The sequence below is a fragment of the Streptomyces sp. NPDC101165 genome (assembly GCF_044768135.1).
GTDB lineage: Bacteria > Actinomycetota > Actinomycetes > Streptomycetales > Streptomycetaceae > Streptomyces.
In genome coordinates this window covers 53,210-67,258 of sequence record NZ_JBIWPG010000032.1, presented here as the reverse complement: position 1 = coordinate 67,258, position 14,049 = coordinate 53,210, and the positions used below count along the sequence as shown (strand labels likewise).

Here is a 14,049-nt window from a genome sequence, read left to right as displayed (position 1 = left end):
CGCTCAGGGCAGCAGGTGGGCGTTCGGCTCCTTCGCCAGGGCCTCGTACTCCGGCAGCACCACGGCGGCCACGCCCGCGCTCTGCAGCACCCCGGTTCCGTCCGCCGCCGTCACGAAGGTGTCCGGCTCCCGCCAGGCCGTGACCACCCGCCGTACGCCCGCCCGCAGGATCAGCTCGGCGCAGGGGGCGGGGCGGGAGGCGCGGCGGGTGCAGGGTTCCAGGCTGCTGTAGACGGTGGCGCCGGGCAGCCGCGGGTCGGCGGGGTCGATCTTCGCGAGAGCTGCCTCCTCCGCGTGCACCACGGGGTCGCCGCCCTCGCGCGAATGACCGCGGGCCAGCTCCGTGCCGTCGGCCGCGACCACCACGGCGCCGACGCTGAAGGCGGTCTGCGAGGGCGGGCACAGGGCGGCGAGTTCGCAGGCGGTGCGCAGCCAGTGGCGGTCGGCGGCGACGGGTTCCGGGCCGGCGCCGGGGGCGGTGGGCTCGTAGTGCATGAGGACGACGTCCTCGATCCGGCGGGTCTCGGTGAGCCGGAGCCGGCCGCCCTGGTACGACCCCGGGCCGAACAGGCGCGGAGCCGCCGGGTCGCCGACGAACAGCGGGGCGAGGACCAGCTGGAGTTCGTCGGCGAGGCCCTGCTGGAGGAGCTGGGTGTGGACGGTTCCACCGCCCTCGACCATCAGGCGCCGCACCCCGCGCACGTCGTGCAGGTGCTCCAGCAGGGCGCGCCAGTCGAGGTCGGGGCCGAGGGAGACCACGTCGGCGGTCCGGCCGAGGGCGCGGGCGGCCCGCTCGGCGCCCTTGTCCGTCGTGTACACGAGCTTCTCGCCGCCGGTGTGCCAGAAGTTGGCGGCCGGGTCGAGGTCGCCGGAGGCGGTGACGGTGACCTTCAGCGGGTATTCGGGCCTGCCCCCGGCGGTGCGGGCCGCCCTTCGCCCGGGTGAGTTCACCAGCAGGCGCGGGTTGTCGGCGCGGATGGTGCCGGCGCCGATCAGGATGGCGTCGACCGAGGCCCGTACCTCGTCGACCCGGTCGAAGTCGGCCGGGCTGGAGAGCAGGAGCCGGTCGGGGCCGGTGTCGTCCAGAAAGCCGTCGAGGGACACGGCGGCGGACAGCAGGACGTACGGGTACGGCATCGGCACGGTCTCCCTGGTGAGCGGTCATGAGCCGGCGGTCTTGGTTCAAGTTTGAAACAAACTTACACTGGCGGCATGACGACCCGCTGGCTCACCCCCGAGGAGCAGCGCGCCTGGCGCGCCTACATCGCAGCCTCCCAGCTCCTGGAGGACGCGATCGACCGGCAGCTCCAGCAGGAGGCCGGCATGCCCCACCTGTTCTACTCCGTGCTGGCCAACCTCTCCGAGGCACCCGACCGGCGCCTGCGCATGACCGATCTCGCCGAGACGCTGAAGATCACGCGCAGCAGGCTGACGTACGCGGTGACCCGGCTGGAGCGGGACGGGCTGGTGCGGCGGGAGGAGTGCCGCTGGGACAAGCGCAGCAGTCTCGCGGTGCTGACGGACGAGGGGGCGACCGTGCTGGAGCGCACGGCGCCCGGGCACGTCGAGACGGTCCGCGCGACCCTGTTCGACCGGCTCACGCCCGAGCAGGTGGGGCAGCTGGAGGAGATCTGTACGGGAATCACGCGCGGGCTGCAGGGCGACGACGCCGAGGCCGGAGCTGGCGACGTCCCGTGGCGGCGCCGGTCGTCCTGCTCCTCGTCCCGGCCGGCCGACTCCTGAGTCGCACGCGAGACGTCACACACGCGATGTCACACGCAAGACGTCACACGCGAGACCAATTGCTTTAACTTTTAAGCATGGGGTAGGGTCCCGACGACCGACTGCTTCAAATGTGAAGCAAGCCCCTTCGGAGGACCCGCATGCCCGACACCCCCGCCGCCACACAGCGCGCCCGCGTCCGGGTACCGCTGCACTTCCACGACGGCTACCGCGTCGACGCCGAACTCGTCACCTTCCACGGACTGGCCGACGGCCAGGAGCACGTGGCCGTCGTCCTCGGCGACCCCGGCCCCGCCCCGCTGGTCCGGCTGCACTCCGAGTGCCTGACCGGGGACGTCTTCGGCTCGGCCCGCTGCGACTGCGGTCCCCAGCTGCGTGAGGCGGTCGAGCGGATCGCCGAGCGCGGGGGCGTCCTGCTCTACCTCCGCCAGGAGGGGCGCGGCATCGGCCTCTACAACAAGCTCGACGCCTACGCCCTCCAGGACCAGGGCCTCGACACCTACGAGGCGAACGCCGCGCTCGGCCTCCCGGAGGACGCCCGCGACTACACGGCCGCCGCGCAGATGCTGCGCGCCCTCGGCATCGGGGAGCTGGACCTCCTGTCCAACAATCCCGACAAGGCGGAGCAGCTGCGCTCGCTCGGTGTCGTCGTACGGGACCGGGTGCCGACCGGCGTCTTCACCACGGCCCACAACGTCCGTTACCTGCGCGCGAAGGTCCTGCAGACCCAGCACACGCTGCCGCTGGGGGAGCTGACGGAGCTGAGCGCGGGCTGAACCGCGGTCCGGCCCCGGAGTGACCGGGACCGGACCGCAGGAGTGCCCGGTGACTACCGGCCCCGACCACCTGCGCCGGCCGGAACGGCCAGCAGGACCAGGCCCGAGCCCAGGACGGCCAGCCCGCCCCAGGCCGCGGCCGACAGGTGTTCGTCGAGGACGGTGACGCCCAGCACCGCGGCCACGGCGGGCTCGGCCAGCGTCAGCGAGGTGGCCACCGATGCCGGGGTGCGGCGCAGTCCGTGCCCGAAGAGCCGGTAGGCCAGGCAGACGGTGAACACCGCGAGATACACCGCGACCGCCGCGCCCCGGGTGGTGGCGAGCCATCCCGTGCCGACGAACACGACGAGCGGCAGGACGAGCAGCCCGGCCGCGCCGAACAGCACGCCCATCACCGCGCCGGACGGGTGCCCGTGGGTGATGAGCCTGCCGCCGATCAATGCGTAGACGGCGTACGACAGTCCGGCGCACACGGCGAGGACGACGCCCGTCGGATCCACCGGCGTGGCACGGCCCGTCAGCTCGGGCCCCAGCACCAGGAGGGTGCAGCCGAGCACGGCGGCCACGGTGGCGCCGGTCCAGCGTGCGGTCGGCCGGGCCCGTCCGGTGATCCAGGACAGCAGCCCGGCGAAGACCGGCGCGCTGCCCAGCGCGATCACGGTGGCCACGGCCACGCCGGTCCGGGCCACCGCCGGATAGAACGTGACCGGATAACCCGCCACCGCGAACGCGCCGAGGACGAGCAGCCGGCGCTCGGCACGTGTGCAGGAGGCGGGCAGCGAGCGCGCGCCGCGCGAGGTGAGGAACAGCAGGATGCCGCCGAGGGTGAGCCCGGCACAGCCGATGGCCGCCGCCGGTGCGCCGGCCGGCGCCAGCGAAGCGGCGGTTCCGGTCGTGCCCCACAGCACGGCCGAGGTCAGGATGGGGGCGGGGCCACCGAGCAGCCCCGCGCGAGAAGGACGCGGGCCGGCGGCGGCCGGGCGCGCGGGAGTCAGAGGGGTGGTGCGGTTCGGCACAGTCGTGAACTTCCGTCGTCGAATGTCGTCTGGGACTGGATCCGAAACGGGCGCACGACAGGCCCCCTCGCCGCCCTGAGGGTCGGCCGGGGCCAGGAGTCAAACCGTCAGTGTCTGCGCCCGGTCAGGCGCAGAGCGGCGGCAGAACGACGTGCCAGTAGGAGTTCACCCCGCGATCGTACCTGCGCCGTCCGCCGAGCCGGCGATCATGCGGGTTCCACCTCGCTCTCCCGTCGACGTCGGCGCCAGGGCTCTGAAAGCTCGCACTGTCCAGGGCGGCGGCGGAGACGTAAACTCATCGCAAAGGCACCCGATCGAGGGTGTGGTGCACATGAGCCACTCTCACAACCTCGTGAGGCCGCTCGAGCATGTGACGGCCTCGTATCGTTCTGCGCGACCACGGCCTGCGCGCAAGGTGGCCGTAACGGAGAGAGCCGACCAGCTCGCCGCATGGGTCGCCCTCAGCCTGGACGAGCCATCGGCCCTCAAGAGCCTGCAGGACGAAGCGGCCGAACTGCGCGACGTCCCTCAGCTGGCCGCAGTACTTCCGCGGGTGGCCTCAGGAGCGATGGCGCTCATGGGCGCCGAGTTCGGGAACATCCAGTTCGTGGACCCTCGCGACGACTCGCTGGTCCTGGTCACCCAGTCCGGCTTCAGCCACGAGTTCCTCGACCACTTCGCCGTCGTCCATGACAACCGCTCCGTCTGTGGACGGGCCGCCTGGCAAGGCAGCCAGGCGGTCGCGCCGGACGTGCGCGACGACCCGGCCTTCGCACCCCACCGGAAGATCTTCCATGCCGCAGGTGTCCGCTCGGTCCTGTCCACGCCACTGATCGATCACACCGGGCAGCTGATCGGCATCATCTCGACCCACACGTCACAGCCCGGCCGGCCGCCCGAACAAGACCTCCGCGTCATGGAGCTCTACGCGCAGCTCGCCGGGGAGGTCATCGCACGGCGACTGGGTGTCGACGGCCATCCGGCCACCCTTCCCCGCAACGGCACCACCCTCGATCAGCACATGTCCCTCCTCGAGGGGAACGGGACCACGAGCAGGACGACACGGTGGGCGTACCGGGTGGACGAGCCCTGCGGCTCCGACGGGTGTCGCACCTACGGCATCCACCCCAACCAGTGGCGCGGAAGGATCACCACCCACAGCCCGGGCCAGGACGCCGAGTACGCCGCAGCCCTCGTCGCCGGCGAGCTGATGGCCGAATGGGACATCAACGGCGGCCGGGACGCGAGGCCCGTCCACATCCACGTCTGGCACAACTGGGAGGGCGCCCGCCGGGACGCGGCCTTCACCATGGCCGTCAGCCCGGCGTAGACGGACAGCGGCTCCCGGCGGTCGGCTCGGCGTGACGGTGGGACATCGGCCCGGACGCCGCCGACCGCTCGCGCGCGTCAGGAGAGCCAGTCGGCGTAGCGGGTGGGCGCGAGGTGGGCGTCCTTGTCGGTGAGGACGTCACCCTTGACGACGGCGAACATGCCGGCGGTGGGGTCGGTGACGACGGTGCGGTGGTCGCCCTTTTGGGACAGGGTGATCCGGCCCAGCTCGTCCAGGGGAAAGACCTCGGGGCCCGCGATGTTGCGGATGCCGTTCAGCGGGGCGCCCGCGGCGACCTCCGCCACCGCGGCGGCCACGTCCTTGGATGCGATGGGCTGGATGGGCGTGGCGGGGAGCCGGACGGTGTCGGCGTCGGCGGTCCAGGACAGGACGGCGTCCATGAACTCCATGAACTGCGTCGCCCGGACGATCGAGTAGGGGATCGACCCGGCCGCGAGGAGGTTCTCCTGAAGCGTCTTGGCCTGGTAGTAGTCCAGCTCCGGCACCTGGTCCGTGCCGACGATCGAGAGGATGACGACGTGGCCGACGCCGCCCTTGCGGGCCGCGGCCAGGAGGTTGTCCATCGAGGTCTGGAAGAAGGCCGGGGAGGCTTCGTCGAAGGTCGGGGAGTTCGTCAGGTTGACGACGACGTCGGCGCCCGCCACCGCCTCGTCCAGTCCCTGGCCACTGATGACGTCGACGCCGGTGGACTTCGAGTGCGGTACGGCCTCGTGCCCGGCGGCGGCCAGGTTCTTGACGACCTGTGACCCGATCAGTCCGGTACCGCCGATGACTGCGATCTTCATGGCATGCCTTTCCTCGTTCTTATGTGCGGAATATGACATATGGGCGGTTACATGGGCGGGACAAGAGACGGCCGCCTGATCGATCGAGGAGGGGCGGCTGCACCCTCCTGGCCGAGGTCGTGGTGCTTCCAGCCTTGCCGGGCAGGCGAGTTCTGCCACAGCACCGAGCCTCGGCGAGGTACTGGGCACATCCGCTCGCACATGGGCCTGAGAACGACGCAGCGCCCGGGCCGGCCGAAGCCGATCCGGGCGCTGCGCAGCAGGTCGGAGGGGATCAACCCTCCCCCGCAGCCGTAGGCCCTGTGGGACTCGAACCCACAACCAATGGATTAAAAGTCCACTGCTCTGCCAATTGAGCTAAGGGCCCAGGCGATGTTGCCTGTCCGAGCATAGCCGGACGAGGCCGTGTCGCCGATCGGGTATCGAGGACGCGGCCGCGTCGGGAGGGTGAAGGTTACTTTTCGACCAGTTCGGGGGACCGGGTGCGGGCCGGATCGAGGAACCAGTGGCGGGCCGAGGCCAGCCACCACGTGGCGGCGAAGCCGAGGACGACCAGGACGGCGACCGGGGCGTAGTTGAAGGTCTTCCAGGTGACCGGGGAGACCTGGGGGAGCATGAAGAGGATCGTGATCACCGCGACCCAGGTGACGGACACGATGCCGATCGGGACCGACCAGCGGCCCAGGTGCCAGGGGCCGCGCTCGAAGGCCTCGCCCTTGCGCACGCGCAGGAGGGTCGGGATGACGTAGGCGATGTAGAGGCCGATCACCGCGATCGAGGTCACCGCCGCGTAGGCCGTGGAGTTGATGAGGTACGGAAGGCCGAGGGCGAGGGCGCCGAGTGCGGCCAGCCAGACCGCGGCGACGGGGGTGCGGGTGCGGGGGCTGACCGTGTGCCAGATGTGCGAGAAGGGCAGGGCGCCGTCGCGCGAGAAGGCGTAGATCATGCGGCTGTTGGCGGTGACCGAGGCCATCCCGCAGAACAGCTGGGCACCGATCACGACCAGCAGCAACAGCTTGCCGGTCGTCGCTCCCAGGGCGTCCAGGAGGATCTGGGCGGGGGGTGCGCCGGTCGGGGACGCCAGTTCCTTGTCGTAGGACTGGATGGCGAAGGTGAAGCCGAGCAGGAGGACGAAGCCGGCTATCCAGGAGGTCCAGATCGAGCGGACGATGCCCTTCGGGCCCGCCGTGGACGCGTCGTGGGTCTCCTCCGTCATGTGGGCGGAGGCGTCGTAGCCCGTGAAGGTGTACTGGGCCATGAGGAGGCCCAGCAGGACGACGTAGAGGCCGCTGCCCCAGCCCGTCCCGTTGACGAACTTCGTGAAGACGAAGGACGCCGACTGGTGGTGGTCGGGGACGAGGGCGAGGGCGCCGACGATCACCGCGACACCCAGGACGTGCCACCACACGCTCACGCTGTTCAGGAACGCGACGATGCGGACGCCGAAGGTGTTCAGCAGGCCGTGCAGCAGCAGGATGGCCGCGAACAGCAGCACCGTGCGGCCGGGGGTCACGACGAAGTCGAACTGGAGGTTCAGGTAGGCGCCGAGGAAGGACGCCGCGCCGAAGTCGATGCCCGCCGTCACCGCCACCTGGCCCAGCACGTTGAACCAGCCCGTGAACCACGCCCAGGCCGCCGCCGAGCGCGGGGGCGCGAGGCGGTGGGCCCAGAAGTACAGGCCCGCCGAGGTCGGATAGGCGGAGCAGATCTCGGCCATCGAGAGGCCCACGAACAGGGTCATCAGGCCGACCGCCACCCAGCCCCAGGTGATCACCGCGGGGCCGCCGGTGACCATGCCGAAGAGGTAGAGGGTGAGACAGCCGGACAGGACCGAGATGATCGTGAAGGACACGGCGTAGTTCGAGAACGCCGACATGCGGCGGGCGAGGACCTGGGTGTAGCCGAGCTGGGCCAGCCGTTCCTCGTCCGACAGCCCGGCCGCTGCGCTGCTCGCTCTTGTGTCATCTGTCATGTCCCCAGCGATTCCCTCTCTGGTGGCGTGACATGCGCCACACCCGTCTCGCTCTAGCGTGGATTCGGGGTCCGCGGCCTCCGAAACCGACCCCCGTCGTCGCGAGGCCGCGGATTCCCTGGTCACACCGGGCACCACCAGGCACAGACATGCCCCTTCCCGCGCTCCGCCCCGCGCCTCCCCCCTCGGAGACCGGGCCTCGGCATGCACGGACACCGCCGCTCACGGCCGTAGACGTCAGGAAGTACGGATGAACACACGCGTGGATCTGCTCACCAAGGAATTCCCGCCCGCCGTCTACGGCGGAGCCGGTGTGCACGTCACGGAACTCGCCCGGCAGCTGCGCACCCTGGTGGACCTGCGGGTGCGCTGCTTCGGCGAGCCGCGCCCGGAGCCGGGGGTGTCCGCGTACCGGGAACCGCACCTGAAGGACGGCGCCAACCCCGTACTGCGCACCCTCGCCACGAACGTCGAGATGGGTGCCGGCTGCGAGGGAGCCGACCTGGTGCACAGCCACACCTGGTACGCGAACTCCGCCGGCCAGCTGGCCCGGACGCTGTACGGCATCCCGCACGTGGTGACCACGCACAGCCTCGAACCCCTGCGGCCGTGGAAAGCGGAGCAGCTGGGGGGCGGCTACCGGCTGTCCTCGCTGGTGGAACGTGCCGCCGTGACGACGGCGGACGCGGTGATCGCCGTGTCGCACGGCATGCGCGAGGACGTCCTGCGCGTGTATCCGGACGTCGACCCGGAGCGGGTCCACGTCGTGCACAACGGCATCGACACCGAGGTGCACCGGCCGGACCCGGGCACGGCCGCGCTGGAGCGGTACGGCATCGACCCGGACCGGCCGATCGTGCTCTTCGTAGGGCGGGTGACCCGGCAGAAGGGGCTGCCTCATCTGCTGCGCGCCGCCTTCGAGTTGGACCCGGCGGCCCAGCTGGTGCTGTGCTGCGGGCAGCCGGACACCCCGGAGATCGCGGCGGAGACGGCCGCGCTGGTAGACGAGTTGCGGCGGAGCAGAGGGGGTGTCGTGCGCATCGACGGCATGCTCGACACGGTCTCGCTGCGGCAACTGCTCACCCATGCACGTGTGTTCGTGTGTCCGTCGCTGTACGAGCCGATGGGCATCGTCAATCTGGAGGCGATGGCCTGCGGTACGGCCGTGGTGGCCACCGCGACCGGAGGGATTCCGGAGGTGGTGGACAACGGGGTGACCGGTCTGCTGGTGCCGGTCGAGCAGGAGCGGGACGGTACGGGGACGCCGCTGGATCCCAAGCGGTTCTCGTCCGAGTTCGCCGCTGCGGTGAACCGGTTGCTCGGGGAGCCGGAGCGGGCGCGGGCGATGGGGGAGGCGGGGCGGGTGCGGGCGCGGGAGCGGTTCTCGTGGCGGGCGGCGGCCGAGAGGGTGTTGGACGTGTACCGGGGGGTGCTGGGCTGAGGAGCGGTGCGGGTGGGTGGGCGCCCGGCGCCCGGCCTCCGGCCGGGTTCGGTTTCCCACCCGCACCACCCGTGCAGCAATCGTCGTCGGGTGCGGGTGGCCCTGGTGGGGCGGACTCGCCGTCGGCGGGCGCGGGTGGCGGGGCGCCCTCGCGCAACGAACTCGCCATCGCCGAGCGCGAGCCACCCGGCAGCCTCGCGCAACGAACTCGCCATCGCCAGGCGCGGGTGGCCGGGCGCCCTCGCGCAGCGAACTCGACGTCGCCGGGCGCGAGCTGCCCGGCAGCCTCGTGCAGCTGACTCGCCGTCGCCAGGCGCGGGTGGTCGGGCGCCCTCGCGCAGCGAACTCGCCATCGCCGAGCGCGAGCCGCCCGGCAGCCTCGCGCAACGAACTCGCCATCGGCGGGCGCGGGTGGCCGGGCGGCCTCGCGCAGCTGACTCGACGTCGCCGGGCGTGCGTGGCCCGGGGGCCTCGTGCAGTGAACTCGACGTCGCCGGGCCTGAGTGGCCGGGTGGTCTCGTGTGGTCAGCTCGGTGTTCGGGGGTGTGGGTGAGGGGGCTTCGGGGACGAGGGTGGCCCGAGGAGGGGGCCTCGGGGGCCGTCCTCCTCGGGCTGGGTGTGGTGGTTTCAGGTGTTGTGCAGTGTGTGGGGTACCGCCGGTGCTCGGGTCTCGATGAGGATCTGGCAGGACAGGCCGAGCACCAGTACCGCTTCCAGGAGGAGCGTGGGCAGGTCGCCGCCGGCCACGCCGAAGAGGGTGAAGACCGCGCCGAGGCCGAGGCGGGACCAGGCGCGCAGGTCGCCCCGTACACCCACGTTGGTCAGGTGGATGCCGCCCACCCCGAGCAGGAACACGGCCATGCCGAAGCACAGCACCGGACCGCCGGCCAGGGCCGCGTGGCCGTGGCCGCGGGCGTTGGCCGCCTGTGCGGCGAGCAGTCCGCCGACGCCGGTCACGGTGATGCCGCCGTGCACGAAGACGTGACCGTAGACGTACGCCTGGCCGGTCAGCCGCCACTTGCGCAGCGGTGAGGCGTCGACGTGGTCGAAGACCAGCCACCACTGACAGGCGGCGATCAGGAAGGAGCCCGCCACGACGGCGAGGGTTTCGGGCCGCAGCCCGCTGGCGGCTATCCCGGTCGCGTTGAGGGCCACGACCTCCCCCAGCACGATGATGGTGAACAGGCCGAACCGCTCCGGGATGTGCGAGGCGTTGAACGGCACCCGGGCCACCGCGGAGGCGGACAGGATGGGGGTCAGAAGCTCCGCCAGCAGGCCCGCGGCCCACAGGGCGTAGCAGTAGGGGGCCGGCAGGAGGGCCGACGCTCCCCAGACCGCGGCGCCGAGACCGTAGCCCTGGAGGAAGCGGCGGGTCAGGGTGCGGGCCCGGGGCACGTGGTAGTGGGCCCGCAGGTAGAGGCCCAGCAGGATCAGGCGTACGAGGAAATAGCCGAGGGCGAAGCGCTTCGCCCCGGCGGTGCCCGTGAAGGCCTGGGGTACGGCCACCGACACCGACAGGACCGACATCATCGCGATGATCATGATGAGCCGGTAGAACCGGTCGTCGTTGTCGAAGCGGTCGGCGTAGAAGGAGTAGCCGACCCAGGCCCACCAGATCGGGACGAACAGCGCCCCGAAGCGCAGCACCCCCGCCCAGGTCGGGGCGTGCAGCAGGACCTGGGTCAGCTCCGCGACGGCCACCACGAAGACCAGGTCGAAGAACAGCTCCAGGGGCGAGGCGGCCCGGTGGTGCCCCTCCTCCGGCACCCTGAGCCGCACCCGCCCCCGGTGCAGGTGCACCTTGCCGGTGTACGTGCCGCGCGCCACACCCGCCTCCGGCGCGCCCGCCGCCCCCCGCACGCCGATCAACCCCCGGCGACCTGGGTGTGGGCGTCGTCGTGGTAGCCCTTGATCTCGGTGATCAGGCCGTCGTCGCCGACCCGGAAGGTGTCGATGCCGCGGTCCTCGACCACCCCGCCGTCCTTCTTGTGGGCGGTGATGTGGAAGGTGAACGCGGCCTCGTCCCCGGTGATCACCAGGTCGGTGACGCGGAACTCCACGCGGTCGATCACCTCGAAGACGCCGTCGAAGAAGGCGGTCACCGCGGCCCGGCCACGGTTGGCGGGCCCGCCGACCGGCTCGTACTGGACCACGTTCGCGGCGAGCAGGGCGGCGAACCGCTCCCGGTCCTGCTTCGTGAAACTCTCCGCGTACCCCTCGACGGCGGCGCGGATCTGCTGCTGCTCTGGCATGACACTTCTCCGTACGTGATGACGTGGGTACGTGGGTGTGGGGGTGTCGGGGTCAGGCGGCCGCCTCGATCTCGCGCACGAAGGCGGCCATGAACTCCCCCGTCACCTGCGGGTGCTTGGCCGTGATCAGGTCGCCGTCGATCACCAGGTCCGCGGTGCCGTTGCCCGCGTAGACGATCTCGGCGCCGGCGTTCTCCACATCGCAGACGATGTTGTGGGCGCAGGTCACCCTGCGGCCCGCCAGCAGGGCGCGGTCGGCGCACAGCAGCCACAGCGAGTGGCAGATGGTGCCCACCTTGAAGCCCGGCGCGGCCATCGCGGCGCGCAGGAACTCCACGGCGGGTGCCTTGTTGCGGCTGCCCGGACCCGGCACCTCGACCTGGTAGCGCAGCCGGTCCATGGCGTACGCGCCGATCAGGATCACGCCCGCGTAGTCGGCCAGGTCCAGCGAGCCCACCTCGATGGTGACGGTGACGTGCTCCTCGACATAGCCGTTGTCGGGGTTGCTGCCGAAGGTCAGCGAGGGCTGGCCCCACAGGTGGGAGACGTAGTCGACGGCGTAGCCCTGCGCGGGGAAGTACGCGTTGAAGTCACGGAACTCCGACGGGTCGAAGTGCTCCTCGATCAGGACCGCGATACGGCCCTTGGGCGCCGGCACCGGTTCACGCCCCCAGGCCGAGCGGGCCGAGCAGCTGGCGCGGGTCGAAGAAGGCGTGGACCTCCTTGATGCGCCCCTCCTCGATCCGGAAGATGTTCGCGCCGCGGACCGTGATGTGCTCGCCGGTGGGGGCCGCGCCCATGAACACACCGTTGTGGGTGCCGGTGATGGTGAAGGACGCGGCGACCTTGTCCCCCTGCTCCAGCAGCTCCTCGATGGTGAAGACACGGTCCGGGAAACCGCCGTACCAGCGCAGCGCGAACTCCTTGTACGCGGGCAGGCCGTGGATGCCGTCCGGGGAGATCGGGTTGTCGAACACCACGTCGGCGGCGAGGATCTCGTCCGCGATCTTCAGATCGCCCGGAGCGGTCAGGAACTGCTCGTAGTACGTCCGGACGAGCTTGGAGCCCTCGTCGGAAACTTCGGCCATGGGTCAACTCCTTTGGCTTCATGGGGTCACCGGGTCCGGACCGTCCGGGACTGCGCCGGCGGTCCGGACCCGGCCGGGTGGTCCGGGCGCCCGCTCAGGCGTCCGCGAGGAACCACTCGGCGGCGCGCTCGCCGATGACGTAGCAGGTCAGGTTGGGGTTGGCGCTGACGTGCGTCGGCATCACGGAGGCGTCGACCACGCTCAGGTTCTCCAGGCCGTGCACCCGCAGCCGCTGGTCCACGACCGCGCTCTCGTCGCTGCTCGGGCCCATCTTCGTGGTGCCGACCGGGTGCCACAGGGTGGCGGAGTTCTCCCGGATGTACTGCAGCAGCAGGGCGTCGTCGTTCACCTGGCGCTGCGTCAGTTTCTCGGACAGGCCGCTGGAGAGGTCGCGGATCTGCTTGGAGTTGGCGATGTCCCAGGCCTGCCGGACCCCGTCCAGGGCGATCCTGCGGTCGGCGTCGGTGCCGTAGGAGTTGAGGAAGATGTCCGGCTGCACCGTGGGGTCGGCGCTGCCGAGCGAGACCCGGCCGCGGCACTCCGGCTTCTGCAGCACGCTCATCACGCTGATCGGCCGGTGGGTGACCTCGACATAGCGGCTGACGAAGTACATCTGCATGTCGTTGAAGTTCTGCGAGCCCGGATTGGTGTACCGGACCAGGACCTGGACGTCCGGGTCGTCCGGGTCGGTGACGCCGTCCCTGGGCAGCAGGCCCACCGTGATCTGCTGGTGCTCGATCAGGTTCTCGCCGACGTTCGGCTGGTCGAGGACGACCTCGATGCCGAGGGCGCGCAGCTGCTCCTTCGGGCCGACGCCGGAACGCAGCAGGATCGCGGGCGAGTTGAGGGCGCCGGCGGAGAGCGTGACGTGGTCGGCGCTGATCTTCTCCAGTCGGCCGCCGGTCTCCACCTCGACGCCGACCGCCCTGGTGCCCTCGAAGAGCACCCGGTGCACGGTCGCGCCCGAGCGGATGGTGAGGTTCTTCCGCCTGCGGGCCTCGGTGAGGTAGGCGACGGCGGTGGAGACCCGCAGGTCGCCGCGGCGGTTCATGGGGATCATGCCGACACCGGTGGACTCCGGGTCGTTGTGGTCCTCGACGTAGCCGAAGCCCTGGTCGATGCAGGCCTCCAGGTAGGCCGCCTGGAAGGGCACCAGCTGGTCCCGGGTGTGCCGGACGATCGGAGTGGGGCCGCCCTTGCCGTGGAACGGGCCGTCGAAGTCCTGGTCGTCCTCGATCCGGCGGAAGTACGGGAGGAGTTCGTTCCACGACCACGAGTCGTTGCCCAGCTGGGCCCACTCGTCGTAGTCCGCCGGGATGCCGCGCAGCGCGATGGCGCCGTTGACGGCCGAGCAGCCGCCGGCCACCTTGCCGCGGGCGTACGTCAGCGAACGGCCCGGCACGGCCTCGGCCGTGTAGCCCCAGTCGTGCTCCTCCACGGACACGGTCCGCGCGTTCGTGATGTCGCCGGGGATCTGGGAGACGTCCGCCCAGTCGGGTCCGGCTTCGAGGAGCAGGACGTTGACGCCGGTGTCCTCGGTGAGTCGGCTCGCGAGCACGGCACCCGAGGAGCCCGCGCCGACGACTATGTGGTCATACTTCATGGGTTCTCCCTCTCCGAACCGC

13 protein-coding genes and 1 tRNA gene are annotated in these 14,049 nt (G+C 71.1%); 4 read left to right on the top strand and 10 right to left on the bottom strand.

Annotation, left to right across the window (positions count from 1 at the left end):
- Positions 1–3: 3 nt before the first annotated feature.
- Positions 4–1,137: a dihydrofolate reductase family protein gene (locus ACIRVH_RS43115; RefSeq protein WP_403965555.1), complete on the bottom strand. Its 1,134-nt coding sequence runs from the start codon at positions 1,135–1,137 to the stop codon at positions 4–6.
- A 75-nt stretch (positions 1,138–1,212) separates the two neighbouring features.
- Here ACIRVH_RS43115 and ACIRVH_RS43110 point away from each other — a divergent pair, with 75 nt between their 5' ends.
- Both ACIRVH_RS43110 and ribA read left to right on the top strand, forming a co-directional pair.
- Positions 1,213–1,743 carry a MarR family winged helix-turn-helix transcriptional regulator gene (locus ACIRVH_RS43110; protein WP_403965554.1) on the top strand — a complete coding sequence of 177 codons (531 nt, stop codon included), beginning with the start codon at positions 1,213–1,215 and terminating at the stop codon, positions 1,741–1,743.
- 140 nt (positions 1,744–1,883) lie between these two features.
- Complete coding sequence (ribA, locus tag ACIRVH_RS43105; RefSeq protein ID WP_403965552.1) at positions 1,884–2,519, top strand: GTP cyclohydrolase II; 636 nt, start codon at positions 1,884–1,886, stop codon at positions 2,517–2,519.
- A gap of 53 nt (positions 2,520–2,572) precedes the next feature.
- Here ribA and ACIRVH_RS43100 read toward each other — a convergent pair whose 3' ends face one another.
- Positions 2,573–3,535, bottom strand: coding sequence for a DMT family transporter (locus tag ACIRVH_RS43100; protein ID WP_403965550.1), 963 nt, complete (start codon positions 3,533–3,535; stop codon positions 2,573–2,575).
- Between the two features lie 415 nt (positions 3,536–3,950).
- On the opposite strand from ACIRVH_RS43100, the gene ACIRVH_RS43095 reads away from it, so the two are divergent.
- Complete coding sequence (locus ACIRVH_RS43095) at positions 3,951–4,865, top strand: GAF domain-containing protein (RefSeq protein ID WP_403965548.1); 915 nt, start codon at positions 3,951–3,953, stop codon at positions 4,863–4,865.
- A gap of 77 nt (positions 4,866–4,942) precedes the next feature.
- Here ACIRVH_RS43095 and ACIRVH_RS43090 read toward each other — a convergent pair whose 3' ends face one another.
- The 3 genes from ACIRVH_RS43090 to ACIRVH_RS43080 form a co-directional block, all read right to left on the bottom strand.
- Entirely contained in the window at positions 4,943–5,671 is a 729-nt protein-coding gene (locus ACIRVH_RS43090; RefSeq protein WP_403965546.1) for an SDR family oxidoreductase, read from the bottom strand.
- Between the two features lie 294 nt (positions 5,672–5,965).
- Positions 5,966–6,038: transfer RNA gene (locus ACIRVH_RS43085), tRNA-Lys, on the bottom strand.
- 87 nt (positions 6,039–6,125) lie between these two features.
- The gene (locus ACIRVH_RS43080; RefSeq protein WP_403965544.1) at positions 6,126–7,643 is read right to left on the bottom strand and encodes an amino acid permease; all 1,518 of its coding nucleotides are present in this window, start codon (positions 7,641–7,643) and stop codon (positions 6,126–6,128) included.
- Positions 7,644–7,893: 250 nt separating this feature from the next.
- Here ACIRVH_RS43080 and glgA point away from each other — a divergent pair, with 250 nt between their 5' ends.
- Entirely contained in the window at positions 7,894–9,084 is a 1,191-nt protein-coding gene (glgA, locus tag ACIRVH_RS43075) for a glycogen synthase (protein WP_403965542.1), read from the top strand.
- 627 nt (positions 9,085–9,711) lie between these two features.
- On the opposite strand, the gene ACIRVH_RS43070 is transcribed toward glgA, so the two are convergent.
- The 5 genes from ACIRVH_RS43070 to mftG form a co-directional block, all read right to left on the bottom strand.
- Positions 9,712–10,911: a low temperature requirement protein A gene (locus ACIRVH_RS43070; RefSeq protein ID WP_403965540.1), complete on the bottom strand. Its 1,200-nt coding sequence runs from the start codon at positions 10,909–10,911 to the stop codon at positions 9,712–9,714.
- A gap of 38 nt (positions 10,912–10,949) precedes the next feature.
- Positions 10,950–11,336: a nuclear transport factor 2 family protein gene (locus tag ACIRVH_RS43065; protein WP_403965539.1), complete on the bottom strand. Its 387-nt coding sequence runs from the start codon at positions 11,334–11,336 to the stop codon at positions 10,950–10,952.
- 52 nt (positions 11,337–11,388) lie between these two features.
- Entirely contained in the window at positions 11,389–11,994 is a 606-nt protein-coding gene (locus ACIRVH_RS43060) for a DJ-1/PfpI family protein (protein ID WP_403965537.1), read from the bottom strand.
- 4 nt (positions 11,995–11,998) lie between these two features.
- On the bottom strand, positions 11,999–12,424 hold the full coding sequence (locus ACIRVH_RS43055; RefSeq protein WP_403965535.1) for an ester cyclase: 426 nt from the start codon (positions 12,422–12,424) through the stop codon (positions 11,999–12,001).
- Between the two features lie 94 nt (positions 12,425–12,518).
- The gene (gene mftG / locus ACIRVH_RS43050) at positions 12,519–14,027 is read right to left on the bottom strand and encodes a mycofactocin system GMC family oxidoreductase MftG (protein ID WP_403965534.1); all 1,509 of its coding nucleotides are present in this window, start codon (positions 14,025–14,027) and stop codon (positions 12,519–12,521) included.
- Positions 14,028–14,049 lie beyond the last annotated feature (22 nt).

Bases quoted from the DNA above. Each gene is read 5' to 3' on its own strand.
- mftG (WP_403965534.1), bottom strand. From the start codon at position 14,027: ATGAAGTATGACCACATAGTCGTCGGCGCGGGCTCCTCGGGTGCCGTG.
- ribA (WP_403965552.1), top strand. From the start codon at position 1,884: ATGCCCGACACCCCCGCCGCCACACAGCGCGCCCGCGTCCGGGTACCG.
- glgA (WP_403965542.1), top strand. From the start codon at position 7,894: ATGAACACACGCGTGGATCTGCTCACCAAGGAATTCCCGCCCGCCGTC.
- ACIRVH_RS43055 (WP_403965535.1), bottom strand. From the start codon at position 12,424: ATGGCCGAAGTTTCCGACGAGGGCTCCAAGCTCGTCCGGACGTACTAC.
- ACIRVH_RS43090 (WP_403965546.1), bottom strand. From the start codon at position 5,671: ATGAAGATCGCAGTCATCGGCGGTACCGGACTGATCGGGTCACAGGTC.
- ACIRVH_RS43080 (WP_403965544.1), bottom strand. From the start codon at position 7,643: ATGACAGATGACACAAGAGCGAGCAGCGCAGCGGCCGGGCTGTCGGAC.
- ACIRVH_RS43065 (WP_403965539.1), bottom strand. From the start codon at position 11,336: ATGCCAGAGCAGCAGCAGATCCGCGCCGCCGTCGAGGGGTACGCGGAG.
- ACIRVH_RS43115 (WP_403965555.1), bottom strand. From the start codon at position 1,137: ATGCCGTACCCGTACGTCCTGCTGTCCGCCGCCGTGTCCCTCGACGGC.
- ACIRVH_RS43110 (WP_403965554.1), top strand. From the start codon at position 1,213: ATGACGACCCGCTGGCTCACCCCCGAGGAGCAGCGCGCCTGGCGCGCC.